Origin of the sequence: Euzebya tangerina, from assembly GCF_003074135.1 — a bacterium.
Taxonomy (GTDB): Bacteria; Actinomycetota; Nitriliruptoria; order Euzebyales; family Euzebyaceae; genus Euzebya; species Euzebya tangerina.
Genome location: NZ_PPDK01000005.1, coordinates 90304 through 115492, shown reverse-complemented (window position 1 = coordinate 115492; position 25189 = coordinate 90304). Strand labels below are relative to the sequence as shown.

22 protein-coding genes and 1 tRNA gene are annotated in these 25189 nt (G+C 68.9%); 20 read left to right on the top strand and 3 right to left on the bottom strand.

Translation table 11 applies throughout. The features are described 5' to 3' along the window. A partial coding sequence (locus C1746_RS21735; protein ID WP_476702727.1) for an EF-Tu C-terminal domain-related protein occupies positions 1-157 on the top strand: 157 nt, incomplete at its 5' end. Between the two features lie 188 nt (positions 158-345). Here the strand turns inward: C1746_RS21735 and C1746_RS21730 are convergent. Then, entirely contained in the window at positions 346-702 is a 357-nt protein-coding gene (locus tag C1746_RS21730) for a hypothetical protein (protein WP_116716887.1), read from the bottom strand. Between the two features lie 67 nt (positions 703-769). Between C1746_RS21730 and C1746_RS21725 the strand changes: the two genes are divergently transcribed. After that, complete coding sequence (locus C1746_RS21725) at positions 770-1804, top strand: zinc-binding dehydrogenase (protein WP_205712048.1); 1035 nt, start codon at positions 770-772, stop codon at positions 1802-1804. A gap of 39 nt (positions 1805-1843) precedes the next feature. Here C1746_RS21725 and C1746_RS21720 read toward each other — a convergent pair whose 3' ends face one another. Continuing rightward, the gene (locus tag C1746_RS21720; RefSeq protein WP_116716886.1) at positions 1844-2260 is read right to left on the bottom strand and encodes a DUF2000 domain-containing protein; all 417 of its coding nucleotides are present in this window, start codon (positions 2258-2260) and stop codon (positions 1844-1846) included. Positions 2261-2310: 50 nt separating this feature from the next. On the opposite strand from C1746_RS21720, the gene C1746_RS21715 reads away from it, so the two are divergent. The 15 genes from C1746_RS21715 to C1746_RS21645 all read left to right on the top strand — a co-directional run bounded on the left by C1746_RS21715 (position 2311) and on the right by C1746_RS21645 (position 16967). Further along, positions 2311-3129, top strand: coding sequence for a helix-turn-helix transcriptional regulator (locus C1746_RS21715; RefSeq protein WP_116716885.1), 819 nt, complete (start codon positions 2311-2313; stop codon positions 3127-3129). A gap of 180 nt (positions 3130-3309) precedes the next feature. Continuing rightward, positions 3310-5703: a hypothetical protein gene (locus C1746_RS21710; RefSeq protein WP_116716884.1), complete on the top strand. Its 2394-nt coding sequence runs from the start codon at positions 3310-3312 to the stop codon at positions 5701-5703. 224 nt (positions 5704-5927) lie between these two features. After that, entirely contained in the window at positions 5928-6449 is a 522-nt protein-coding gene (infC, locus tag C1746_RS21705; RefSeq protein ID WP_162868085.1) for a translation initiation factor IF-3, read from the top strand. Positions 6450-6466: 17 nt separating this feature from the next. Next, the gene (locus tag C1746_RS21700; RefSeq protein ID WP_162868084.1) at positions 6467-7204 is read left to right on the top strand and encodes an SDR family NAD(P)-dependent oxidoreductase; all 738 of its coding nucleotides are present in this window, start codon (positions 6467-6469) and stop codon (positions 7202-7204) included. 189 nt (positions 7205-7393) lie between these two features. After that, positions 7394-7466: transfer RNA gene (locus C1746_RS21695), tRNA-Trp, on the top strand. Between the two features lie 57 nt (positions 7467-7523). Further along, positions 7524-7745, top strand: coding sequence for a preprotein translocase subunit SecE (gene secE / locus C1746_RS21690; protein ID WP_116716881.1), 222 nt, complete (start codon positions 7524-7526; stop codon positions 7743-7745). After that, positions 7742-8548, top strand: a complete 807-nt coding sequence (nusG, locus tag C1746_RS21685) for a transcription termination/antitermination protein NusG (RefSeq protein WP_116716880.1) — start codon at positions 7742-7744, stop codon at positions 8546-8548. The genes secE and nusG overlap by 4 nt, the downstream gene beginning before the upstream one ends. An 80-nt stretch (positions 8549-8628) precedes the next feature. Next, positions 8629-9054, top strand: a complete 426-nt coding sequence (gene rplK / locus C1746_RS21680) for a 50S ribosomal protein L11 (RefSeq protein WP_116716879.1) — start codon at positions 8629-8631, stop codon at positions 9052-9054. 14 nt (positions 9055-9068) lie between these two features. Then, complete coding sequence (gene rplA / locus C1746_RS21675; RefSeq protein WP_116716878.1) at positions 9069-9806, top strand: 50S ribosomal protein L1; 738 nt, start codon at positions 9069-9071, stop codon at positions 9804-9806. Between the two features lie 42 nt (positions 9807-9848). Then, a complete protein-coding gene (locus tag C1746_RS22650; protein WP_116716877.1) occupies positions 9849-10955 on the top strand; it encodes a class I SAM-dependent methyltransferase in 1107 nt (368 codons plus the stop codon). After that, a complete protein-coding gene (locus C1746_RS21665; protein WP_116716876.1) occupies positions 10952-11800 on the top strand; it encodes a class I SAM-dependent methyltransferase in 849 nt (282 codons plus the stop codon). The genes C1746_RS22650 and C1746_RS21665 overlap by 4 nt, the downstream gene beginning before the upstream one ends. A gap of 82 nt (positions 11801-11882) precedes the next feature. After that, positions 11883-13100, top strand: a complete 1218-nt coding sequence (locus C1746_RS21660; protein WP_162868083.1) for a serine hydrolase domain-containing protein — start codon at positions 11883-11885, stop codon at positions 13098-13100. A gap of 43 nt (positions 13101-13143) precedes the next feature. Beyond that, positions 13144-14601, top strand: coding sequence for a dihydrolipoyl dehydrogenase family protein (locus C1746_RS21655; RefSeq protein ID WP_116716874.1), 1458 nt, complete (start codon positions 13144-13146; stop codon positions 14599-14601). A 9-nt stretch (positions 14602-14610) separates the two neighbouring features. Then, entirely contained in the window at positions 14611-15174 is a 564-nt protein-coding gene (locus C1746_RS21650; protein ID WP_116716873.1) for a hypothetical protein, read from the top strand. A gap of 128 nt (positions 15175-15302) precedes the next feature. Beyond that, positions 15303-16967 (top strand): cell wall-binding repeat-containing protein, encoded by a 1665-nt coding sequence (locus tag C1746_RS21645; RefSeq protein ID WP_162868082.1) that lies wholly within the window; start codon positions 15303-15305, stop codon positions 16965-16967. A 166-nt stretch (positions 16968-17133) separates the two neighbouring features. Here C1746_RS21645 and C1746_RS21640 read toward each other — a convergent pair whose 3' ends face one another. After that, complete coding sequence (locus C1746_RS21640) at positions 17134-19266, bottom strand: cell wall-binding repeat-containing protein (RefSeq protein WP_116716871.1); 2133 nt, start codon at positions 19264-19266, stop codon at positions 17134-17136. A 700-nt stretch (positions 19267-19966) separates the two neighbouring features. Between C1746_RS21640 and rplJ the strand changes: the two genes are divergently transcribed. The 3 genes from rplJ (at position 19967) to rpoB (ending at position 25173) form a co-directional block, all read left to right on the top strand. Next, on the top strand, positions 19967-20494 hold the full coding sequence (gene rplJ / locus C1746_RS21635; protein WP_116716870.1) for a 50S ribosomal protein L10: 528 nt from the start codon (positions 19967-19969) through the stop codon (positions 20492-20494). Positions 20495-20649: 155 nt separating this feature from the next. Further along, a complete protein-coding gene (rplL, locus tag C1746_RS21630) occupies positions 20650-21033 on the top strand; it encodes a 50S ribosomal protein L7/L12 (RefSeq protein WP_116716869.1) in 384 nt (127 codons plus the stop codon). A gap of 519 nt (positions 21034-21552) precedes the next feature. Beyond that, a complete protein-coding gene (rpoB, locus tag C1746_RS21625; RefSeq protein WP_116716894.1) occupies positions 21553-25173 on the top strand; it encodes a DNA-directed RNA polymerase subunit beta in 3621 nt (1206 codons plus the stop codon). The last annotated feature ends 16 nt before the right edge of the window (positions 25174-25189 follow it).

Below are 25189 nucleotides of genomic sequence, written 5' to 3'. Positions count from 1 at the left end.
GTTGCCGGGTGGCACTGAGATGGTGATGCCGGGTGATAACACCGAGATGACGGTGGAGTTGATCCAGCCCATCGCGTTGGATGAGGGTCAGCGGTTTGCTATCCGTGAGGGTGGCCGCACCGTTGGGGCCGGCCGGGTCACCAAGATCCTGGAGTAGCTCTGGTTCCGGGTCTGGCTGCGGTCGGGCCCGGTGATCCTGGGCGCTCCAGCATGGGCTTTTGAGCTTCCGCGCCTTGAGGACCACCGGTCCCTCCCTCCGCCAGACCCTCCACTCCCGCTCAGTCGGGCACCGGCCGGTCGGGGCTCACGAAGTTCCAAACCGGCCGGGGAGAGAGAAGGCTCCGGTCAGGCGCCGTACGCCGTGGCGTCCAGGTGCTGCAGCAGGTCGTGGGCGGCCAGTTCGATCGACTTGTGGTGCCACTGGGCGGCGCGGTAGCGGCAGGCCACCAATCCCATGCGGTGCACACGCCTGAAGTCCCCGTAGACGAAGCCGTACCGTGCCTTGGTCTGCTCGGTCGCTCCCTCGGTGAGGCCCAAGTGCCACGCGGCGTAGCTGTCCCAGTCGTGACGGTCGAGGAACTCGTTCTCCGCCTCCGCCTCGGGCTGCGATCGACCCCAGTCCGACTCGAGGACGTACTGGCGGGCATCGATCATGGCACGCGCCTTGTCAACCGCGGGTCTGTTGACGTGATAGGTAGCCATGCGCGCGGATCAGCGTAACCCCGGCACGTGGCGTGATCGGGCGGCGCCCGTGTGCGAGGGTTGCCGCATGGCCAAGCAGACCGGGACGATGACCGCAGCCGTCACCATGGGGCACGGCGGCCCTGACCAGATCGAGGTTCGCACGGACTGGCCCCGCCCTGTCGCGGAACCAGGTCACGTCGTGGTCCGGGTCGCCGCAGCCGCCATCAACAACACCGACATCTGGTCGAGAGAAGGCGCCTACGGGACGGCCGGGGATCCGGATGCGGTCGCGGGATGGCGTGGCGTGCCGTTGGACTTCCCGCGCATCCAGGGGATCGATGTCGTGGGCTACATCGACAGCGTCGGCCAGGACGTGCCTGAGCGTTGGCTGGACCGGCGGGTCCTGGTCGACTCCGCGGTCCGCTACGAGGACGACCGGCCTGCCGAGATCGTCGGCAGCGAGGTCGACGGGGGCTTCGCGGAGTTCCACGCCTGCGCTGAGGCGCAACTGCACGACATGACCGGCTCCCCCCTGTCGGATGCCCAACTGTCATGTGTGCCCACCGCCTACGGAACCGCGTTGGGCATGATCAACCGGGCCGGCTGTGCCGCCGGTGAGCGGGTGCTGGTCACGGGCGCATCCGGTGGTGTCGGAATGGCCGCGGTCCAACTCCTGGCCGACCGGGGCTGCCGGGTCGTCGCCCGGACCAGTGATGGCAAGCAGGACGTGGTCAAAGCGGCCGGGGCCGACGAAGTCTCACTCCGGGGCGCCGACTCACTCGCCGCCGTTGAACTCGTGGACGTGGTGGTCGATGTCGTCGGTGGGGAGGAGTTCGGGGCTGCGGTCGATCGTCTGCGAGACGGTGGCCGCCTGGTCACGGCGGGCGCCATCGCGGGGCCGGTTGTACCGCTGGACCTCCGGCGGCTCTATCTCCACCATCGGACCCTGATCGGCTCGACCATGCACACTCCGGCCGACTTCGCGGAGTTGGCCCGGATCGCGGTCCAGGGGGGCATCGCCCCGGTCGTCGCCGAGTCCTTCTCTCTGACCGACATCGCTCGGGCCCAGGCACGCTTCCTCGAGAAGGACTTCGTGGGCAAGCTCGTGCTGGTTCCGTGATGCGGCCCATCGGGCACGCCGGCGATCGGCCTGACTTGTTCAGCGATGCGGACGCAGTCGGTCGAGCGACCTGTCGACCTCACGTCGCGAGCCGACGACGGCCAGGCCGACCAGCGGGAGTTCGGCCGTCGGCACCTCCCTGACCGTCGCCCGGTTGTCCGCGTCATTGCCCGTCGCGAACATCTCCTCCACGTAGATCGCCGTGGCCAGGCCGCGCTCCGTCGCGCGTCGCAGGCCCCGGGCGAGCGCTGCGGCGTCGCCGGACAGCACGATGACTGGGTGGGCCAGCATGCACAGGTGCGTCCGCTCATCGCCGTCGACGTACGGCTCTCCGATCAGCTCAGCATCACTGGTGCCGATGCCGCTGGTCAGGAAGGCGACCACGTTGAGCTTCTGCCAGACCGGCAGGTCCTCACGAACGGCGACGGCGATCTTGGGAGGGTCAGTTGAGTCCATGGCGGGCACCGTGCCGCCTCGACCATCCGTGGCGCTTGTACGTTTGTGACATGACCGAGGGCGAGTGGGTCACGGCATGGCGCCCTGACGTCCCCGGCGTTCGCGAGGCGCTGCAGGCACGCTTTCGGACGCACGCCTATCCGCCACACGTGCACACCGGGTGGACGATCTTGGAGGTGGAGGAGGGCGTTGTCGAGTACCGCATCGACGGTCGCTCCCGGACTGCCGCACCAGGGGCGGTCACGGTGCTGCCGCCAGGCGTGGCCCACGATGGGCAGGCCGGTCGGGGAGCCCCGTTCAAGAAGCGGGCGCTGTACCTCGATGCTCCGGTCCTGAGCGATGACCACGTCGGCCTGGCGGTCGACGGCGGTGCGATCCCTGATCGCTCGCTGCGGCTCCTCCTCGGGAGGGCCTTCGCGGCACTGGCGGACCCGCGCGAGGCGTTGGCAGCAGAGGAGGCCGTGGCCACGATGCTGAGTCGTCTGGATGCCGTGCTCGCGCCGGGCGGGGGACCTCCTCCGCCAGGATGGTCCAGCCACGCCCTGGCGGAGGATGCCCGGGCGCGACTGGATCGGTCGATCCGGTCAGGCGTGCCGCTCGCGACCATCGCGGGATCGCTCGGTGTCAGCCGGGCCCACCTCATCCGGAGGTTCCGTGCGACGTTCGGCGTCACCCCACACGCCTACGTCATCGGCCGGCGGGTCGAGTTGGCCCGTCAGCGTCTGCTGGACGGCGTCCCCGTCGCAACCGCTGCCGTCGACGCGGGCTTCTTCGACCAGTCACACCTCACCCGCCACTTCGTCCGCCACGTCGGCGTTACGCCAGGTGTGTACCGGACCTCACGCAAGGCCAGAGTCCAAGCCACCTAGACTCGCGCCCGCGCTCGCCCTCGGAACGCCCGCGCTTGCCCAAGGAATAGACGATGGGACGCTGCGCGTCGCGGCGCGAATCTGAGATCGGCGCCGTGCGACGCCACAGAGATGGGCCGGCTGTATCACCGCTGCGGTCGCGCCCCTCTTCCTCCACAGAGGAGAGAGGAGCGCGCGTCCATGCCCGACGAGGTTGAGGGAGCGACCCCGCCGACCACGTCCGTCGGTGTCCTGCTCGTGCACGGCATCGGCGAGCAGCAACGCGGCCGCACGGTGACCAGTTGGGCGGACGCGCTGCTCGCCTTCCTCACCGAGTGGCTCCACACCGCCGCGCCCGACGATCAGCCCGTCGTCGTGCTTGACGCGCACCTTCGGGACGACGACGACGCCAGCAGGGCCGTGTCCTACGTCGACGCTCGCGTGTCGATCGGCGATGCAGTGGCCGATGTCCGGTTCCAGGAGGGCTGGTGGGCACGAGCCTTCGCCCCTCCCTCCTTCGCCGAGGTGGTGCACTGGTCGACGACCGTGCTGCCGTGGGTCCTGCTCACCCATCTTCGCACCGTCTATGACCGTGCCCGCGGCCGAGTTGTGCGGTCGGCTGGTGCCAGCCGGCTGGTCCTCGGGCTGGGACAGTCCGTGGTCGCTCTTCTGGTGCTGCTGTGCGGTCTGCTCGCAACGCCCCTGCTCGTCGCGCTGATGGGCGTGGTGCTGGTGCTCGGCGCCGTGCCGATCCCCTGGATCAGGACCATCGCGGTCCGCGTCCAGGCGGCCCTCGCCGGATCCGTCGGCGACAGCTTCGTCCTCCTGGGATCCCCGACGCGGGCAGCCGCGATCACCGCAAGCGTCCGACGCTCCCTCCACCAACTCTCCGCGGCCTACGACCGAGTCGTGATCGTCGCCCACTCCCAGGGGGCGGCCGTGGCCTATGAAGCTGCAACATCAGCCAACATCCCGAACCTGCATCGCTTCGTCACCTTCGGGTCGGGACTGCGGAAGCTCCACGGCATCAGGACCATGTTCGCCCACGGGAAGCAGCACCTGTCCTGGCTCGCGACCTTCGGCATCCTCGTACTGGCCGGCGCCGTTCGTCTCGCGGCCGGCTCGATGAGCGACATCAGCGACCAATTGATCGGCGTCGTGGCGTTGGTCGTCCTGGGTGGGGCGCTGATCTGGGCTGCGCTGAAGGAGGTCCGCATCGACGTCCCGGACTCATGGCCGAACGCCGTCGGTGCCGCACAGGGATGGCTGAACTTACACGCCAGTCACGACCCCGTCTCCAACGGTCCGCTTCGTCCGGATGGGACACGTCGCGAGGATCTGATCGAGTCCGAGGTCGTCAATCGGGGCGCCTTCCTGACCGACCATGGGTCGTACTGGTCCAACACCGATGGTTTCGTGCCCTTCGTCGCCGACGTCCTGGCAGAGGCAGTGGGCACCCGGATCCACGCGGGCAGCGTGTGGGACGGGGTGCGCCTGAACCTGGCTGTCCCCCGCAGACGCTGGCGGGTTCGCTGGCTCATCGTGTCCCGGTGGCTCGCCCTCGCCGGCGCAGCCCGACTGATCCTCGCGTTCGGTGATCGGCTGGACAGCGTCGCCGCTCGTGGGACCGACGTGATCGCGACCGCTCTCGGCGTGCTGCCGTTGGTGTCGTGGTCCCCGCCGGACGTGAGCGGCGCCGCTGCTGAGGGCGTCGGGGTCCTGATGCTGGCCGCCGCCGTGCTGGCCGGACTGTGGCTCGTCACGCTGATCTGGAACGTCTGGGACGCCAGCGAACGCCGGCTGTTGGTCCGCCGACACCCCTACGCTGCGCTGGGTACGACGTTCGTGTTCTTCGTCGTCGCGCTGGCGGTGGCGACGGTGTGCGTGGTGGTCGCTCCCTGGGTCACGCTCCCCGAGGGCGTTCCCGTCGGCGAGTGGGTCTCGGCAGGGGCCCTCACGGCACTGGTGGGTGCGCTGATGCTGGGTGTCGGCATGGCGGTGCGCGGCCCACTGCAGTGGCTGCAGCGGCAGGGCCTCGTTCGGCCTGGCCGGGACGTCGTCGACCTGACGACAGTCGTCACCGCAGCGCCGACCAGCGTGGCGGTCCTCTCCGCGGGGCAGCTGTGGGGCCTCAGCAACACCCTGCTCTTCGTGGGGTTGCTGGCCGTCGTCGTCGCCGTCCCGGTGATCGTGCCGGTCTGGAGCGGGACGACGATGGCGGAGCGGGTCGAGCACCGCTGGCGACGCTGGTCCCACGCCCAGCCGGTCGTGATCGCGGTGCTTCGCAGCGACCACGACGACGAGGTGGTCGACCAGGTCGTCGAGGCGGAGATGACGAAGTGGCAGCGGCAGGCGGCCAGCGTCCGGCTGCCCACCCCCTCTGCGGACGAGTTGGTCAACAGGCTCGTGCACGCCCGCAGGGCACGCACACTCGACGCCCTGTCCCGTCGCGCGGCGGCTGCCGCTGACGCCGCCACCGAACGGGGCCGCAGCGACCTGGCGTCGCGTCTGCGCCGGCTCTCGCAGCGCTACGGCGCAGACGCACGGGACAGCGCCGCATCCAGATCCGCGACTCCGCAGCAGGTGAGGTCTTGACAGGTGAGGTCACGAGCTGCAGCGCCCGCCGGGCGAGAGAGCCCATCTGGTCAACATCTTGGAACGTGAGCAGCGGGATCGACGGCTAGGCTCTGGTACGACTCCGGTCGTACGGCCAACCGACCCCTGGCAGGGTCGGTCTTTACGTCGGGCGTTCAAGACGTCACGATGGGGCCCGTCCGGCTGAGACGAACACAACACATCCCCACCGAGCAAGGAGACACGTGGCTGAACGACTCGCGACGAATCAGGAGATTCGTGCCAAGGAAGTGCGCCTCATCGGGCCGACCGGCGATCAGATCGGCGTCGTACCACTGAAGATCGCCATCGACGCCGCCCGAGAGGCCGATCTGGACCTGGTCGAGGTGGCGCCCAACGCCAAGCCGCCCGTCGCCAAGGTCATGGACTACGGCAAGTACCAGTATGAGCAGGAGCGGGCCGCCCGCGAGGCTCGGAAGAAGCAGAAGTCGACAGGTCAGAAGGCACTCCGTCTGCGGCCGAAGACCGATGACCACGACTTCGACACCAAGGTCCGCCAGGCACGGAAGTTCCTGACCAGCGGCTACTCCGTTCGCTTCCAGGTCATGTTCCGCATGCGTGAGCTCCGCCGGCCTGAGATGGGCCTGGCCCTGCTCGACAAGGTCGTCGAGGAGCTCGACGACGTCGCCCAGGTCGACAGCCGAACGGGTTTGCAGGGTCGCTTCGCGACGATGGTCCTCTCACCGAAGGCTGGGGCCGGCTCATAGGTCAGGCCGTTGCCGTCGTGGTCGGGATCGAGACCGGTCTCGGCGCGGCCGTCGGCGAGGAGCTGACGCGGCGTGGTCTGCAGGTCGTCGGCGTCGGCCGTCCGGCCTCCGGGCACACCGCTGCGGCTGAGGAGCACGCCGGGGCATCGGTGACCGGGGACCTTGCCGATCCGGAGACCGCCGCCACGGCCACGGAACTGGCGGCCCGGCAGGGGGATCTGTCCGTCCTCGTCGTCGCCAGCCTCCACCCGCTGGACCGGGCGTTCGTCAGCCAGGACGACCGGGAGTGGGACCTGGTCCTCGACTCGCTGCTGACCAGCAGCCGCACGTTCTGCCGTGGTGTGGCACCCGCAATGCAGGCGGCCGCGGCAGCCGAGATGGAGCCCGGACCGCTTGCCCGGCCAGCCCCTCGACGGATCGTCCTCACCGTCCCGGCGACCACGGCAACCGCGACGGCAGGCGGCTCCGCCAGCGCCGCTGCCGGCGGCGCCGTCGTCGCTCTCACCCGGACGCTGGCCCGAGAGTTGGGTGGCTACGGGATCCGCGTCAACGCCGTGCGGGTCGGCCATCTGGAGGATGAGGGGGCCGCGGCCATGGCCACACCGGTCCGCGAGATGGCCGCAGCCACGACGGCCTTGGGTCGCTTCGGGACCGTCCAGGAGGCCGCGGCCGTGTACGGCTTCCTGGCCTCCGAGGGGGCGGACTACATCACAGGAGCGGTGGTTGATGTGACCGGCGGGCTGCTCGGCACCTGAACCGTTCGGGCAACGTCGCGACGCCATGATGTGACATGGTGCACGAACCCTGGATCGCAGCGGCTTCATGCAACATGTTGCTCAGTGGTCCGCGATGGACGCGGCGCCACGACACCCCTACACTCGTGGATCCCATCCCACCCACGGGGTCTGTTTGGAGTGCACTCCAGCAACCGCCGGGTGCGTCCGAGGGGCGTAGCTCAATTGGCAGAGCGTCGGTCTCCAAAACCGAAGGTCGTGGGTTCGATTCCCTCCGCCCCTGCGTTTCACAGCACAGCATCTGATCCTGCCGCCGACCATTCCAACGACCGGTTCACGAATGAGCGACACAACCAACAGCGGCCCCACCAGCGACACCCGCGTCGGGCCAGCCCAGTTCCTCCGAGAAGTTCGCACCGAGCTTCGACGGGTCGCCTGGCCCTCTCGCACCGAGGTCGTCCAGTACTCCCTGATCGTGCTCGCCGCCACGCTGGTGCTGGGCGGCTTCATCTTCGGGCTGGACCAGTTGTTCGGACAGATCGTCTTCTGGATCTTCGGATGAGCGACGACACCACCAACGACGGCGGCGTCGCCACCGACGATCCGACCGACGACCTGGACGACCTGCTGAGCGCGGCGGGCGCCGACGTCGAGGACACGTCCGAGGCCCGTGAGGACACCACGGCGGAGTCCGACGACGACGCTGCGGCGGAGATCGTCGAGGCCGATGACGCCGCCGATGACGGCGCTGATGACGCCGACGACGAGACCCCCGCGGCACCCGCCAAGAAGCGGCGGATCAACCCGCTGTTCCTGCCAGGCGAGTTCTACGTCGTGCACACCTACGCCGGCTACGAGGCCAAGGTGAAGGAGAACCTGCTGAGCCGGATCCAGTCCATGAACATGGACGACCGGATCTACGACATCATCATCCCGACCGAAGAGGCCGTCGAGATCAAGGCCGGGAAGAAGCAGCAGGTCCAGAAGAAGGTCTTCCCCGGGTACGTCCTGGTCCGCATGGACCTCGACGACGAGTCGTGGTACGTCGTCCGCAACACGCCAGCCGTCACCGGGTTCGTCGGTCCGCCGGGCGCCCGGCCGGTGCCGCTCTCGATCGACGAGGTCGAGAAGATCCTGGCCGAGCCGGAGGAAGACGAGGCCGGCGACGGCGAGGGCAAGGCCAAGAAGCCGACGATCGACTTCGACGTCGACGAGAACGTCCGCGTGACCTCCGGCCCGTTCGCCGACTTCACCGGAACGATCTCCGAGATCAACGCCGACCAGGAGAAGCTCAAGGTCCTGGTCTCCATCTTCGGCCGCGAGACGCCGGTCGAGCTGACCTTCGAACAGGTCGCCAAGCTGTAAGTCCCTGACATGACCACCACCTCACTGTGGGAGGGCTCGCGACAGCGAGTCCACTTGCACCACGAAGGAGCGAACATCTAATGGCCAAGAAAGTCTCCGGCCTCATCAAGCTGCAGATCCCTGCGGGTCAGGCAACCCCTGCCCCGCCCGTCGGTCCGGCCCTCGGCCAGCACGGCGTCAACATCATGGAGTTCTGCAAGGCCTACAACGAGCGCACCCAGGCGCAAGCCGGCAATGTCATCCCGGTCGAGATCACGGTGTACGAGGACCGCTCGTTCACCTTCATCACCAAGACGCCGCCAGCGGCCAAGCTGCTGCTGAAGGCCGCCAAGCTCGAGAAGGGCTCCGGCGAGCCGAACCGCAACAAGGTCGGCCAGATCAACCGCGACGCCGTCCGGGAGATCGCCGAGATGAAGATGCCCGACCTCAACGCCAACGACGTCGACGCCGCCACCAAGATCATCGAGGGCACAGCCCGCTCGATGGGTCTTGTGGTTGTGGACTAGAGGGGAGCGAAACCATGGCAAAGCGTGGAAAGCGGTATCAGGCCGCAGCAGCAAAGATCGACGCGGAGCGGTTGTACAGCCCCTCTGACGCCTCCCGACTGGTCCGCGAGACCAGCACGGTCTCCTACGACCCGAGCGTCGAGGTCGCCGTTCGACTGGGCGTCGACCCCCGCAAGGCCGATCAGATGGTCCGTGGCTCGGTCATCCTCCCCTCCGGCACCGGCAAGACCAACCGGGTCGCCGTGTTCGCGGACGGCCCGAAGGCCACCGAGGCGGAGGAGGCCGGCGCCGACATCGTCGGGGTCGACACCCTCATCGAGATGATCGACTCCGGCGATCTGGACTTCGACGTTCTCATCGCCACACCGAATCAGATGGGCAAGATCGGTCGGTTCGGGAAGGTCCTCGGTCCCCGTGGGCTGATGCCCAACCCCAAGACCGGCACGGTGACGATGGACGTCGCCAAGGCCGTCGGCGATGCCAAGGGCGGCAAGATCGACTTCCGCGTCGACCGCCAGGGCAACGTGCACCTGGTGATCGGCAAGGCCTCGTTCACACCAACTCAGCTGTGGGCCAACTACAACGCCGTGATGGAGGAGCTCCACCGGCTGAAGCCCGCCTCGGCCAAGGGTCGGTACATGCGGTCGATCGCCATGTCGACGTCGCAGGGCCCCTCGATCAAGGTCGAGGCGCGGACCCGCGACGAGTTCGAGGAGGCCATGGAGGCCGCCCCGGACGAGGTGTCGGTCTAGCACCTCCAACCCGGGTGCTGCCCAACCCATAGGATCCCCGCCATGAGCTGGGAGACGTTGACGGCCGCCGAGCAGGACCACCTCCTGCGGCGGCCGTTCGACCATTTTGCGCGGTATCGCCTTGCCGCGGAGGTCGTCGAGCGAACCGTCGGGCCGGACGCCCGCGTGCTCGATCTGGGTGGCGGACCGGGCACCCTCGCGGCGTTCCTGCCAGAGGCCGACGTCACCGCCACCGACATCGTCGCGCCGTCCAGCTGGCACGAGCAGGCGCCTGACCTGGTGCTGGCTGACGGTGCTCAGCTGCCGTTCGCCGACGACGCCTTCGATGCCGTGGTGACGCTCGACACGCTGGAGCACGTCGTCCCGGCCTCGCGGTCGTCCTTCCTGGACGAGATCGGCCGGGTGGCCGCCCGATGGGCTCTCGTCGTCTGCCCCTTCGGCACGCCCGGCGTTCCCGACGCCGACATCGCACTGCGGGCCTACGTCCGCAACCGGTTCGCCGATGACCTCCCGACCATCGGCATCCTCAACGAGCACATCAACTACGGCCACCCGAACCTGGCCGCAAGTCGCGACCGCCTGGCCGCTTTCGGTCTCGTCGCCACCATCCCCAGCGGACGTCTGGACCGGTGGCTGGCCGGGATGATCACCTTCTTCCACCTGCTCTCACTGGGCGACGATGAGCCCGTGGAGGTGGTGCAGCGGTTCCTCAACCGCAATCTCTACGAGGCCGACCTGCAGGGACCCGCCTATCGGCACGGGCTGCTGCTGCGCCTGACCGATGACGGCCCGGACCCGCAGTCGATTGCGGATGCGCTGCTGGAGCGCGCGATCGCCGACCCGCACGCCGAGGCCGATCTGGACCTGCTCAGGTTGGTCCTCACCGAGGAGTTGATCGACTCGAGCGCCTCACAGGCTGATCTGCAGGCTCGACTCGACCTGACCGCCGAAGCCGAGCGACAGACCCGCAAGAACGCCGAGGGCTTGGAGCAGGCACTGGCGGTGGCGGAGGCCGAGCGGGTGAACCTGGCGGCCCAGATCCAAGAGGTGCAGGCGCAGCGGGATGCGCTCCAAGCCGATCTCGACCGCATCATGCAGCATCCTGCGGTCCGGGTCCGTCGTGCGGTCAAGCGGCTCCTCGACCGATGAGTGACACCGACCGGCGGCCGAGGACGGCGAACCCGGCGCCCTTCGTCGACGCGATCACCGAGTACCTCGAGCCGCACCGCGAACAGTTCAACTACGACGCGATGCGGCACACCTTCCTGGACAACGATCGCTTCCACCGCTGGGCTGCGCAGGTCGATCGCCACCACCCGGTCGAGGGCTCTCGCTTCCTCTCCTCCGGCTGCGGCATGGGCGGTTCCCTGCTGGCCTACCACGACGCTGGAGCAGCCAGTGTGACCGGCGTCGAGGTCGACCCGCTGTACGTCCGCATGGCGACGCTGCGAACGGCCGATCTGGCGGACGCTTCGGTGCAGCAGGTCCCACCGGACCCGCCGCTGCCGTTCGAGGACGGCCGCTTCGACTTGATCGAGTCGATGGACGTCATCGAACACGTCCCCGACCCACGGGCCTACCTGGCGGAGCTGCTCCGGGTGTTGGCGCCCAGTGGCCTGATCCTGGTGGTCACCCCGAATCGGCTGTGGCCTGTGGAGCAGCACCTCGGCATCGCAGGGCCGCCGTGGCTGCCGGTCGGGTTTGCCGACCGGGTCTTCGCGGCAGCGGCACGTCTGCCCGGCCTCTCGGACGAACGGCGCTTCAAGTTCCGGGAACTCGCCGACATCCGAACGCAGAACATGAGCCTGCGACGGCTCCGGGGCCTGGCCGTCGACCTCGACCTGCACCTCGAGGTTCTTGTGCGGAGTGACGACGGCGAGGCGGCCTTTCCGCTGCCGGCGGACCAGCCGCGGGCCGAGGCGATGATGCGGTCCCGTTGGGGCAAGTTCGTCTCACCACTGAAGACCTTGGCGGTGACCCTGCAGCCACGCTGACGACGCCTTGCGGGGTGTCCAGGTCGCGTATGTGGAACCCGGATGGCACGCAGTCCGGAGTGGGAGTGACTACAGTCAGTTGGTGACCACCCCGAGCAGCGCGCCGACCACCCCGAGCAGCGCGCCGACCACCAGCCCCGTCACCGAGCCGTTCACCGCCGCAGCCTTCCGTCCGTTGGTCGACGCCTTCCGCGACCTGTTCAGCCGCCGCAAGGACGGGGGAGGAGCCCTGGCGGTGTATCGGCACGGCGAGCCGGTCGTCGACGTCTGGGCGGGGTATCAGGACGTCGAGGCACGAACGCCCTGGCGGGCGGACACCATGGCGATGTCGTACTCCACCTCCAAGGGGGTGACGGCCACCCTCGTCCACCGGTTGATCCAGCGCGGTGTCCTCGATGTCGAGCAGCCGATCGCCCACTACTGGCCCGCGTTCGGTCAGCGTGGCAAGGACGACATCACGCTGCGCGAACTCCTGAGCCATCAGGCCGGCATGCACCGCATCCGAGGGGTGGCCGACACCCCCGGCGACCTGCTCGACCACCGCGTCATGGCCAAGCAGCTGGCGGCGAGGCGCCCCTCCTCACTGCGAGGACGACCGGCCTATCACGCGATGACCTTCGGGTACCTGCTGGCTGCCGTCATCGAGGCGGCGACGGGGCGTGACTTCCCCGCAGTGCTGGCCGAGGAGGTGACGACACCACTCGGCCTTGACGGGTGCTTCATCTCCACCCCGGCTGACCAGCAGCACCGGATCGCCCCCTTCTACCAACGGCTGGCACCCCTCGGCATCAGCATGGACACGATCGGCCACTACGCCAAGACGCTCCGGCGGTTCCGCCCAGCCGTCAATGCCCTGCTGCCCCACGGCCTCGACCAGTTCGCCAACACGCCCGCCATGTGGGAGGCCGTGATCCCCGCGGCCAATGGGGTGTTCACCGCCCGATCCCTGGCCCGGATGTATGCACCGCTGGCGGCCGGCGGCTGGATCGAGGGGCAGCAGTTCCTGCAGCCCGAGGTGCTGGGCGAGGCCGGGAGGGTCCAGACGCGCAGCCGCGATGTCGTACTCGGCCTGCGGATGCGCTGGCGGCTCGGCTACCACCAGGGGTTCGTGGCCGGGTCCGACCAGCCGCGGCGGGCCTTCGGCCACTACGGCCTCGGCGGGTCGGGCGGTTGGGCTGATCCCGACACCGGGCTCTCTCTCGGCTTCGTGACGAACCGCCTGTCAGCGGCCACCACGCCGGTTGCGGACGCCCGACTGGCCAAGCTGGGCGCCGTCGCCCACAGCTGCGTGCACTACTGATCACCCAGGCGTCACATTCCCTGCCGGTGGGAAGGTTGCGGCCATGGCTGATCTGGATGACGGAGTTGCTCGATTGGACGCCGACCTGGTCGTGATCGGTGCCGGACCGGCGGGGACGGCGGCTGCGCTTCGCGGCGCGGCCCTTGGCGCCGACGTCACCATCGTGGAAGCCGATCGGGTCGGCGGCGTCTGCACCAACACCGGCTGCACGCCGGTCCGGGTTCTCGCCCGAACGGCGCGGCTGGCCCGGGACGCGCGCTCTGCGGCCCAGTTCGGGGTGGACGTCGGTGCGGTCTCCGTCGACTGGGACCAGCTTCGCACCCGCGTCGCTCGAGTGATCGAAGACGTCCACGAGGCCAAGGCCATCCCCAAGCAGTTCGCCGACGCGGGGGTCGCGTTCCTCCACGGCCGCGGTCGCTTCAGCGATCAACACACGCTGCACATCACTCCAGCCGTCACCGTCGGGCCCGCGGAGCGCGATGTCGAGTTGGACTTCGGCTCGGCGATCATCGCCGTCGGGGGCCACTCACGAAGGCTGCCCATCCCCGGTGCCGAGCTGGCCGTTCTGGGCGAGCACGTGCTGGAACTCGAGCGACTTCCCGACCGGGCACTCATCATCGGATCCGGGTCCACGGGCGTCCAGCTGGCGACCGTGCTCCGTGCCTTCGGCTGTGACGTCGCCCTGGTCGAGGTGGCTGACCGGATCATGCCGACGGCCGACCCCGACATCTCCGCGACGCTGAGCCGGGCGTTCAGCGACTCGGGCATCGATGTCCGAACCGCCACGTCGGTGACGGCCATCGAAGCACTCGGCGGTGACCAGGACGGCGGTCGCCGTGTTCACCTCGACAGCCGCCTGGGCCCGGCCCAGCCGGCATCCGGCAGCCTGGAGGCGGACGTGGTCATCATGTGCGCCGGGTGGCCCGCATCGGTCTCCGGCCTGGGCCTGGGTGACCTCGGCATCGATGTCCAGCGGGACGCGATCGTCGTCGATGACTACCTCCGCACGAACCTGCCCCACATCTACGCGGTGGGAGATGTCAATGGACGGGCGATGCTCGTGCAGGCCGCGATGGCGGAGGGTGAGGCGGCAGCGATCAACGCCGTGCTGGGTCCTCGCCGCACTGCGACGCACGGCCTCCTGCCCTGGGGTGGCTTCACCGATCCTGATATCGCCGGCGTCGGTCTCACCGAAGACGAGGCCCGAATCGCGCACGGCAGCTGCGTCGTCGGGCAGGTCAGCTACGCGGAGATGGAACGGCCCATCATCGATGGACGAACCAATGGGTTCCTGAAGGTCGTGCTGGATCCCCGTCGCGAGCTCATCCTGGGGGCACACGCGGCCGGGGAGAACGCCGTGGAGGTGGTCACGGCCGTGGCGACCTCGATGGCCGCAGACGTCGCTCCGGCGACGCTTGCGCGGGTGGAGTACGCCTACCCCTCCTACTCCGCTGTGATCGGCGAAGCCTGTCGCCGGGCCATGCGCGATCACGAGGCCTAACCCGACCGGGTGGACGACAGCAGCGGCTGGCACGAGATCCTCGTCGATGGCTGGGGTGAGCTCGTCCGCGAGGCCGTGATCGATCGGGTGCGTGCGGACTTCGCCTTTCGCGTGGGAATCCTCGCCGCCGCGGTCGTGACCCCCGATGACGCCGAGGCGGAGTGGGTCGAGGCGGTCCACCGATCGGTGGTTGACGGGATACGGATCGAGACCGGTGCCGACATCGAAGAGCTCGGTTCACAGGCCGCCTGGGCGCCGTATGAGGAGGTCTGGCAGTTCATCGAGGCCCGCCTGGGCGCCGATGCGAGCTTCGAGTCCGTCCCCGAGTACCGGGTCGGCCAAGTCCTCGCGCTGCTCGCGGAGCTGCCCCCGCGTGCCGTCCTCCACGCCGGCGGCATTCCCTGGCCCGAGGAGGCACCGGCAGCGCTGGTCCTCGACGGTCGGACTCGCGTCCATGTCGACGGGCTGTTCCGCTGGCTCGCCACGGAGGACGAGGCGACCGGGGAACACCGCGTCCTCGCCCGAGCCCTCATCGCCCTGGTCCGGCAGGAGCGGCTGGACGAGGTCACGTGAGCGAGCGACAGCCCAGCCGCGATGAGGAGCCGTGAGCCCGGTGGCACGTAACCACCCCCTCGACCGAGCCGGCCCCAGGGGTTGCCTCCGGTGTGCGCGGCCTGGGGCCCCTTGATAGAACGGTGCGGGTGCGCCGCCCCTTGGCTCTGCTGCTGCTCGTCGTCTTGCTCCTGCCGATTCTGCCGGGGTCGCCTGCCATCGCAGAGGTGGGACCGGAGGGTGCGGTCGCCCGTGTCGTCGGGGATCCGATCATCATGCACCGGCAGGTCGTGGCCAGGGTGGAGGAGCGAGTCGGGACGTCGTCGGATCGGTTGGCCACCGCCTTCGACCAGGAGGCCAGGGTCGTCGAGTTGTCCCAGCACGCCCACCCGGAGGGCGCAGACACCGTGTACCTGGCCAGCAACGCGACCTTCGCCGACGCACTGGCGGCCGGTCCACTGTTGGTCCGGGACGGGGCGGCGTTGCTGCTCACCGATCCTGCGGAACTGGCGGAGCCGATCCGTGCTGAGCTCCAGCGGCTGGACCCGAGCGCCGTGGTGATCCTGGGCGGGCCGGCGGCAGTCTCCGATCAGGTGGCCGAGGCGGCAGCGGGGGCCGTCACCGCGCCGATCACCCGCGTTGCCGGGACGAATCGGTATGACACGGCTGCCGCCATAGCCCGGGAGGTCTTCCCCGGCACGACCGAGACGGTCGTCGTCGCCAGCGGTGAGGGCTTCGCCGATGCCCTGGCCGCCCTCCCAGCCGTGGATGTCGACGGCGCCGCCGTCCTGCTCACCGACGGTGGGCGTTTGCCGCCCGAGACGGTGGCTGCGCTGCAACGACTGGATCCATCACGGCTGCTCGTGATGGGTGGCGAGGCGGCGATCGAGGACGTCACCCTCGAGGCCATCGATGCGGCGGTGCGAGCCACGCCGCTCCGCCTTGCCGGGCCGACGCGGTACGACACGGCCGCAGTCATCGACGGGTACACCAGTCGTCGGCGCGGAGCGGTCCCCGAGGTGTCCTACGCCGTCGACGGCAACGACTGGCGGGACGCCCTCGCCGTCGGACCTGCCGTGGCCCAGGCGGATGCGCGGCTCCTGGTGCTGGATACGACCGTGCGGTTCCCGCCGCCGGACCTGTCCGCCGCGATTGCTGTGGCGGATGCTCGAGCCGGCGAGGTCAGCATCCAGGTGATGGGAACTGACGGGCGCACGATCGGATTCGCCGAGGATCGGGTCGTCGCCGCCGTCAGCACCCTCAAGGTCATGTTCATGGCTGCGTATCTGCGGCAGCCGGACGTTGCGGGTCGCGAGCTCACCGAGGCCGACCGGGCCCTCCTCGAGCCCATGATCACCGCATCGGACAACACGACCGCCTCGACCATCAACCGTGAACTCGGCACGGCACCGCTGGTCGAGATCGCCACCGAGGTGGGGATGCAGGACTTCCAGCACGTCCCGACGCCGTGGGGCAACACGCGCACGTCGGCACGGGACCAGGTGCGGTTGATGGCGGAGCTGCCGCGACTCCTGCCGGATCGTCACCGCGCGTACGCGCTGGATCTGCTGACCCGGATCGTGCCCGAGCAGCGGTGGGGCATCGGGCAGTTGGAGCTGCCGGGGTGGACCGTCCGCTTCAAGGGCGGCTGGGGCAGCGCGACCGGATCGGTCAATCACCAGTCGGTCCGGCTCGAGCACCGCGACGGGGCGGTGGTCGCCCTTGCGGTGACCACGACCAACAGCCCGTCGCATGCGTACGCCAGTGAGACCTTGGAGTTGGTCTTCCGGGAGATCCTGGCGACGCTGCCCTGAGTGTCAGGTCGCGGGGGCAAGCAGAGTCCCGCCCTGAGCCACCTGGCCGTTCCCGTTCTGCCGAGTCGCTGCTCGACGGACCTGGTGGGTGGACTTCCTGGTCCACAGGTGGGTTACGTCCACCCACCCCGAGTGCGACGAGCACCGCTTGGGGGACGGGGGACGGTCAGCAGGCTGCGCCGTCCAGCGCCTCGATCTGCTCCACCACGGACTGGGCCACGATGGAGCTGTCGCCGATCGTGAGCGTCCGGACGGCCTTCGCTCCGCACTCGGTGACGAGATCACGGGTCGCCGGCGACGCGCTGTCGCCCACCACAACGACGGTGGGGGCATCCGCGTCAGCACCCACACCGGCGGCCACCAATCCGAAGGCCCAGCCGTTGGTGATGCCGCCATTGATGACCACGTAGCTGCGTGGCCCCTCCGCGGGGCTGAGCCACAGGCTGGAGGCGAGGTTGGCGGCCGTCTCGGTGCGCTCCCCGCCGGAGACACGGGTGCCACCGGGGACCTGGCCCTCGATGCCGGCGGCCAGCGCGGCGCTGCCGCCCAGCAGGACGGTGTTCTGGACACCGTTGTCGGTCAGCCACGAGCTCACCTCAGGGAGCAGCGACGCCGAGTCGGTCAGGACGATGGGCACTCGTCGGTCTGCGGCCAGGCTGCCCGCGGACACCGAGTCGGCCCAACCAGCCGTGGGGTTCTCGGGCGGCCCGCCCGCGCGGGCGAGCAGTGCCACGTCGGGCGCGTCGGGGTAGACCCGCTTCACCTCCGACGCTACCGCCAGGGCGGTTTGGACGCGGCCCGGGCCGGCGAGGCGGACCGGTGTCAGCCCGAGGTCGCTGATGGCCTCCTCCACCTCCTCTGACAGGGCGGCGACGCCGCCGAGCAGGTACACCGTCCCCGAGTTGCCCAGCAGTCGAGTCAGCTCCGCTTCCACCGGGGGGTCGAGGCTGGTGCGCTCCGTCAGCAGCATCGGGGCTTGCGACGTCAGGGCCGTGCCCGCCAGGGAGTCGGGGAAGTCGTCGTCGCGTGAGAGCACGGCCCAGCGGGCCGAGGGGCCGCCGTCAGGGAAGCGGGCCTGCGACAGCTGGATCGCGGCATCGTTCGGGGAGGATGCCGACACCGATGGTGTTGCCGACGGGTCGGTGGCGAAGAGGCTGGCCCCAGCGCCCTCACCCGCACCGCCTGGCCCGGGGTCACCTGGTCCGGGGTCGCCTGGTCCGGGGTCGCCTGGTCCGGGGTCGCCTGGTCCGGGGTCGGCGCCGGGTGGGAGGGGTGTGGTGAGGGACCCGACCGGCGGCGGAGTCGTGCCCGCGGCAACACCGACAGTCGGCTGGTTGTTGGCGTTCGCGTCGCCCTGGAAGGGGAACGTGACTTGCGAGCCACCCTGGCCGCCCGGTCCCAAACCCGTGGCCGGCATGGCCCAGATGCGAGGCACGAAGTCCTGTGTCTGCTGGCTCAGCGGAAGGTCGACGTGGCTGTACAGGATCTCCTCGCCCGAGGGGGTGAACGCGCCGCTGACGTAGGAGGCGTCCTGCCGTACCGGTGTCAGCACCTCCGCCTGCTGTCCGTCGGCGCTGACGCGACACAGCGCCACACCCAGGCAGTTGACGACGAAGGACTGCCCGTCCGGGGCCCAGTCGGGCTCGATGAAGTTGATGATCGTCCGCCCCTGCGAGTCCTGCGGCAGCGGGTTCTGACCCAGCCAGATCCCGTTCACGTCGGAGCGGAAGACCTCTCGGACCTGCCCGGTCCGAAGGTCGTAGTACATGACCCGGTCCTCGACCTCGTCCCAGAACAGGACCTGGTCGCCGGCGGGGGAGACGTGCGGCTCGCTCGGGGCGATGGTCGAACTCAGTTGGGTCGCGAGACCCCCTCCACGAGGGACCGTGTACAGGTTGGCGTTCAGCGTCAGCTGATCCACCGCCACGAAGACGACAGCCGACCCGTCCGGCAGCCATGAGGGGCTCCGGGCCTGGCCGATCGACATCTGGTCGGTCGTGTACTGGATGAGCCGCTGCTCGGCGAAGCTGTAGCTCCAGATCTGGGAGTTGAACGGCCCGTTGAAGACGAAGGCCACCTCGTTGCCGTCCGGCGAGAAGTGGGGTGCGTCGTTGGCGTTCTGACTGGTCACCCGTGGCAGCGGAACCGGTTGGGCTCCGGGCTGGGCGATGTACCCGAGGTCGCCGGAGGCGAGGCTGAACACGACCCCACCATTCGGACCCGGGTAGGCGGCGCTGGCCGGCACGACCGGCGCCACGACGGCAAGAGCGAGCACGACCAGGAGCAAACGACTGCGCATGGCCGGACTGTACGGTCGGTCGACCCGACGGGACAGCCCCGTTCAGCGCGTCGTTAGCCAGTCGTTAGCCCGGCCAGCTCTGGCCGCCAACGCGACTTTGGGTTCACGCGGCGGGGCTGTCGGTCCGACGCTGTACTGAGAGTTCGCGGGGCCGGGCCAGGGATGAGACTCTACTGAGAGTTCGCGGGGCCGGGGGAGGGATGAGACTTTCGGTTCACGTCGCGCCGTCGTTGGTCCGGCGGTGTACCGATGGTGGGCTGCGACCAGGCACGACGCGACTCTCAGTACACCCGCGAGGCGCGCACGGCCTTGCTCGTGTACCGAGAGTGCTCGTGTACCGAGAGTGCTCGTGTACTCAGAACGCTTGTGTACCCAAAGTCCGCTCCGGCCGGCCACGACGATGACGCCAGGCCCATCCCAGACGCGTGATGGCCACGATGTCCTCCGAAGGACGGCCATCACAAGGTCTGGTTTGCAGCCCCCGGCACCGCGCCTATGCTGGCGGGTCCACGCCAGAGACCGTCGGTCGTCCGCCCCGCACTGGGAGCGCCACGTAATCCCCACGTAGGTCGTGCCGCCCGCTCCACCCGAGCACGTGTGTCCACGCCCTGCGCCTCCCGATGGCCAGGGCGTTACTTGTTCCCCGAACTGATTCCGCCAGCTCCGCTGGCCAGCACAGACCAGACAGGAGTCCCTGCCCATGGGCGCACGATCCGAGAAGACCGCGGTCGTCGAGAAGGTCCGCACCGACCTCGACGGCGCCGCCGCCACCATGCTCACCGAGTATCGCGGCCTGTCCGTCCAGGACATGGCCGACCTGCGCACCGCACTGCGCGAGAGCGGCGCCACTTACACGGTGGCCAAGAACACCCTCATCCGCCTGGCTGCCGCCGAGCTCGGCTTCGATGTGCCGCGGGAGACCTTGACCGGTCCGACGGCCCTGGCCTACACCGGCGAGGACATCGCCGGGGCGGCCAAGGCGCTCAAGGCGTTTGCCAAGGACCACCCGTCGCTGGTGGTCAAGGGCGCCATCCTCGAGGGCGAGTTCATGGGCGCCGAGGACGCCATCAAGCTGGCCGACCTCGAGAGCCAGGAGGAGCTGCTGTCCAGCTTCGCCGGCATGTTCGAGTCGATGTTGGCCTACATGCCCAGCATGGCTGACGACCTGCTCAGCGAGACCGGCGGCCTGTTGGACGCGCTCGAGGCCAAGAAGGCCGACGCCGAGTAGCAGACGGACGCGCAGCCCGACCGGCCGCGGACCTGACGGACCGCCCCGCCCCACCCCGGGGTCCACACCCAGGACAGAGACCACCCGAGCCACCCACGACCACACCAATTCCACCCCGACCACACCCGACAGACCCTCACAAGGAGAGAAACACCATGGCGAAGATCGCAACCGAGGACCTCATCAGCGCGTTCGAGGAGATGACGCTCCTCGAGCTGAAGGAGTTCCGCGACCAGTTCAAGGAGCACTTCGATGTCCAGGCGGCCGCAGCTGTTGCGGTTGCCGCCCCCGGTGGCGGTGGCGGCGAGGCCGCTGCCGAGGAGGAGAAGGACAGCTTCGACGTCGTCCTGACCTCTGCCGGCGACAAGAAGATCCAGGTCATCAAGGAGGTTCGTGCCCTCACCAGCCTCGGCCTCAAGGAGGCCAAGGAGCTCGTGGACAGCGCCCCCGGCGCCGTCCTGGAGGGCGCCAACAAGGAAGACGCCGAGAAGGCCAAGGAGGCCCTCGAGGAAGCCGGTGCCAGCGTCGAGCTGAAGTAGTCCGGCGGCCAGGCGTCGAACCGCCTGGCACACCAGCCAGCCAGACGAGCCGCTACGGGTGCGGATCTCTTCGGAGGTCCGCACCCGTTCGCTCGTCCCGATGGTGTATGATCGGGCCCGTTCGGGCCATCTGACGAGCGGAGGCCTTGCGCGCTTGGCGTGCCCATGTACGATGTGGGTTCGTCTATTTCCGGGTTTCGCACCGGACGAGGGAGTCGTCACGAACACCTTCCGGGATGTTCTCTGCTGCAAGGTCCGTCGCCAGGCGGATTCGACGATGCTCCGAGGTCACGCGATCCCCAGGTCCCACCGCAGCCATGGACCACACGCGCCGCCTGTTCCACAGCTCGCGTGACCCACGGGATTCTCCGCGAATCCGCCTTCGCGTGACCGCCTCGCCCCACCCGGCCATGGCGTGCGCACGCAGCCAGCAGCACCCCACCTGCGCCCACCAGCACCCCTCACAAATCGACGTGCATCAAGGAGCAAGCTTTGTCGACGCTTGAAGACCGCCCCGACGTGACCTCCCCCCCGCTGGCCTCGCGCCTGTCGTTCGCCAAGATCGACGAGCCGCTGCCCATCGACGAGCTCGACCTCGTCGCCATCCAGCGGGACAGCTTCGACTGGCTGAAGGAGGAGGGCCTCGGTGATGTCCTCACCGAGCTGTCCCCCATCGAGGACTTCACCGGCCAGATGGCCTTGTCCCTCACCGAGCACCAGTTCGAGGCCCCGAAGCACTCCACGGAGGAGTGCCGCGAGAAGGACCTCACCTACTCCGCACCTCTGTTCGTCACCGCCGAGTTCGTGAATGCCCAGACCGGCGAGATCAAGCAGCAGAAGGTCTTCATGGGCGACTTCCCGATGATGACGGAGAAGGGGACCTTCATCATCAACGGGACCGAGCGGATCGTGGTCTCCCAACTCGTCCGCTCGCCGGGCGTCTACTTCGACGAGTCCATCGATAAGACGACCGGCCGGGACGTGTTCGGCTGCAAGATGATCCCGTCGCGGGGCGCGTGGCTCGAGTTCGAGATCGACAAGCGTGGCTTCGCCGGCGTCCGGGTCGACCGCAAGCGGCGTCAGCACCTCTCGGTGCTGTACCGCGCGCTGAAGGCCATCGTCTGGAGCGAGGAGAGCGGCGAGTACGAGCTGGCCCCCAAGGAGGTCCTCGACGAGCCCGTCTCCGACGACGAGATCCGCGAGTTCTTCGGTGTCCTCGGTGACCCCGAGAAGCTCGACGAGGCGCACCAGGAGATGCGCGAGATCCTGGACCGCACGCTGGCCAAGGACTCCATCGCCACGCCCGCCGAGGCGCTGATGGACATCTACCGCAAGCTCCGCCCGGGTGAGCCGCCGACACCGGACTCCGCCGGTCAGCTGATGATCAACTACTTCTTCAGCGGCAAGCGGTACGACCTGGCCCGGGTGGGCCGGTACAAGGTCAACAAGAAGCTGGGTGAGGAGCAGGTCTACCTCGGTCTGCGCACCCCCGAGGAGGCCAAGCCGCGGGTTGACGGCGAGGCCCCGGAGGCCCTGCTCGCTGCCGACGACGCCCCGAAGCGGGACATCCGCACCATCGCCCTGGGCGACGAGGGCTCGACCCCGATCGGCCACGTCCTCACCAAGGAGGACGTGCTGGCCACCATGCACTACCTCCTGGGGCTCGCGACCCGGGTCACGGATCCGAACGGCCAGCCGCGCTACCAGACCGACGACATCGACCACTTCGGCAACCGTCGTCTGCGCAGCGTCGGCGAGCTGATCCAGAACCAGATCCGGATCGGCCTGTCCCGCATGGAGCGGGTCGTGCGCGAGCGCATGACCACCCAGGACATCGAGACGATCACGCCGCAGACGCTGATCAACATCCGGCCGGTCGTGGCGTCGCTCAAGGAGTTCTTCGGCGCCTCGCAGCTGTCGCAGTTCATGGACCAGACCAACCCGCTGAGTGGTCTGACGCACAAGCGGCGTCTCTCCGCGCTCGGCCCGGGTGGTCTGTCGCGTGAGCGTGCCGGCTTCGAGGTCCGGGACGTCCACCCCTCCCACTACGGCCGCATGTGCCCCATCGAGACGCCTGAAGGCCCGAACATCGGTCTGATCGGGTCGCTGGCCACCTACGCCAAGCTGAACGAGTTCGGGTTCATCCAGACCCCGTACCGCAAGGTCGTCGACGGTGTCGTGACCGAGCGGATCGACTACCTGACCGCTGATGAGGAGTACCGCTACAACGTCGCCCAGGCCAACGCGCCGATCGACCGTGACGGCAACTTCCTGAACGAGCGGGTCCTGGTCCGCCTGCCCGGTGGCTCACCGCGTGAGATCCCGCCGGCGCAGGTCCACTACATGGACGTCTCGCCGCGGCAGATCGTCTCGGTGGCTGCGGCCATGATCCCGTTCCTCGAGCACGACGACGCCAACCGCGCGCTGATGGGTACCAACATGCAGCGCCAGGCCGTGCCGCTGCTGCGCAGCGACAGCCCCTACGTGGGCACGGGCCTCGAGTCCAAGGCGGCTCGCGACGCCGGTGACGTCGTGATCAGCGACAAGGGTGGGACCGTGGTCGAGGTGGCCGCGGACCGCATCATCCTCAAGACCCCCGAGGGGACGCTGGAGAAGAAGTTCCTCTCCAAGTTCGAGCGCACCAACCAGGGGACCTGCTACAACCAGCGGCCGCTGGTCGACGAGGGTGACGAGGTCCTGCCGGGCCAGATCATCGCCGACGGCCCCTGCACCGACACCGGTGAGATGGCCCTGGGGCAGAACCTGCTGGTCGCCTTCATGACCTGGGAGGGCTTCAACTACGAGGACGCGATCATCCTCTCCGAGCGCCTCGTGCGGGAGGACGTCCTGACGTCCATCCACATCGAGAAGTTCGAGGTCGACGCCCGCGACACCAAGCTGGGCGCAGAGGAGATCACCCGCGACATCCCCAACGTCAGCGAGGACGTCCTGGCCCACCTCGACGAGCGCGGCATCGTCCGCATCGGCGCCGAGGTCAACCCGGGCGACATCCTGGTCGGCAAGGTCACCCCGAAGGGGGAGACCGAGCTGACCCCGGAGGAGCGCCTGCTGCGCGCCATCTTCGGTGAGAAGGCCCGCGAGGTCCGTGACACCTCCCTGAAGGTCCCGCACGGTGACACCGGCATCGTCATCGGTGTCCGCACCCAGTCCCGCGACGACGGCGACGAGATGCAGCCGGGCGTCAACGACCTGGTCCGCGTCTACGTGGCCCAGAAGCGGAAGATCTCCGACGGCGACAAGCTGGCCGGCCGCCACGGCAACAAGGGTGTGATCTCCACGATCCTCCCGGTCGAGGACATGCCGTTCCTGGCCGACGGCACCCCCGTCGACGTCGTGCTCAACCCGCTGGGTGTCCCGTCCCGCATGAACGTCGGGCAGGTCCTCGAGACCCACCTCGGCTGGGTCGCCTCCAACGGGTGGCGGTTCGATGAGCGTCCCGAGTGGTTCGACCGCATGAACTGGGGCGATGACATGCTCGACCACAACCCCCAGAAGCTGGCGACGCCGGTCTTCGACGGGTGCCGCGAGGACGAACTGCAGGACCTGCTGGAGCACACGAAGGAGGGCGCGGGCGGCGAGCGCATCGTCAACCGTGCCGGCAAGGCCATCGTCTACGACGGCCGCTCCGGTGAGCCGATCGACCAGCCGATCACCGTCGGCTACATGTACATCCTGAAGCTGCTGCACCTGGTCGACGACAAGATCCACGCCCGCTCGACCGGTCCGTACTCCATGATAACCCAGCAGCCGCTGGGCGGTAAGGCGCAGTTCGGTGGTCAGCGCTTCGGTGAGATGGAGGTCTGGGCCCTCGAGGCGTACGGCGCCGCCTACGCCTTGCAGGAGCTGCTGACCGTCAAGTCCGACGACGTCGTGGGCCGCGTGAAGGTCTACGAGGCCATCGTCAAGGGCGAGAACATCCCCGAGCCGGGCATCCCCGAGTCCTTCAAGGTGCTGGTCAAGGAGATGCAGTCCCTGTGCCTCAACGTAGAGGTGCTGAGTGCCTCGGGTGAGGAGATCCAGTTCAAGGACTCCGACGAGGACGCCTTCCGGGCCGCCGAGGAGCTGGGCATCAACCTGTCCCGCCCGGAGCGCCAGACCGACGACACCTACGCCTCCTAGCCGAGGCCAGCGAACC

Bases quoted from the DNA above. Each gene is read 5' to 3' on its own strand.
- C1746_RS21715 (WP_116716885.1), top strand. From the start codon at position 2,311: ATGACCGAGGGCGAGTGGGTCACGGCATGGCGCCCTGACGTCCCCGGC.
- rplA (WP_116716878.1), top strand. From the start codon at position 9,069: ATGGCAAAGCGTGGAAAGCGGTATCAGGCCGCAGCAGCAAAGATCGAC.
- C1746_RS21725 (WP_205712048.1), top strand. From the start codon at position 770: ATGGCCAAGCAGACCGGGACGATGACCGCAGCCGTCACCATGGGGCAC.
- C1746_RS21655 (WP_116716874.1), top strand. From the start codon at position 13,144: ATGGCTGATCTGGATGACGGAGTTGCTCGATTGGACGCCGACCTGGTC.
- C1746_RS21730 (WP_116716887.1), bottom strand. From the start codon at position 702: ATGGCTACCTATCACGTCAACAGACCCGCGGTTGACAAGGCGCGTGCC.
- C1746_RS21665 (WP_116716876.1), top strand. From the start codon at position 10,952: ATGAGTGACACCGACCGGCGGCCGAGGACGGCGAACCCGGCGCCCTTC.
- rplL (WP_116716869.1), top strand. From the start codon at position 20,650: ATGGCGAAGATCGCAACCGAGGACCTCATCAGCGCGTTCGAGGAGATG.
- rplK (WP_116716879.1), top strand. From the start codon at position 8,629: ATGGCCAAGAAAGTCTCCGGCCTCATCAAGCTGCAGATCCCTGCGGGT.
- nusG (WP_116716880.1), top strand. From the start codon at position 7,742: ATGAGCGACGACACCACCAACGACGGCGGCGTCGCCACCGACGATCCG.
- C1746_RS21710 (WP_116716884.1), top strand. From the start codon at position 3,310: ATGCCCGACGAGGTTGAGGGAGCGACCCCGCCGACCACGTCCGTCGGT.
- C1746_RS22650 (WP_116716877.1), top strand. From the start codon at position 9,849: ATGAGCTGGGAGACGTTGACGGCCGCCGAGCAGGACCACCTCCTGCGG.
- rplJ (WP_116716870.1), top strand. From the start codon at position 19,967: ATGGGCGCACGATCCGAGAAGACCGCGGTCGTCGAGAAGGTCCGCACC.
- C1746_RS21640 (WP_116716871.1), bottom strand. From the start codon at position 19,266: ATGCGCAGTCGTTTGCTCCTGGTCGTGCTCGCTCTTGCCGTCGTGGCG.
- secE (WP_116716881.1), top strand. From the start codon at position 7,524: ATGAGCGACACAACCAACAGCGGCCCCACCAGCGACACCCGCGTCGGG.
- C1746_RS21720 (WP_116716886.1), bottom strand. From the start codon at position 2,260: ATGGACTCAACTGACCCTCCCAAGATCGCCGTCGCCGTTCGTGAGGAC.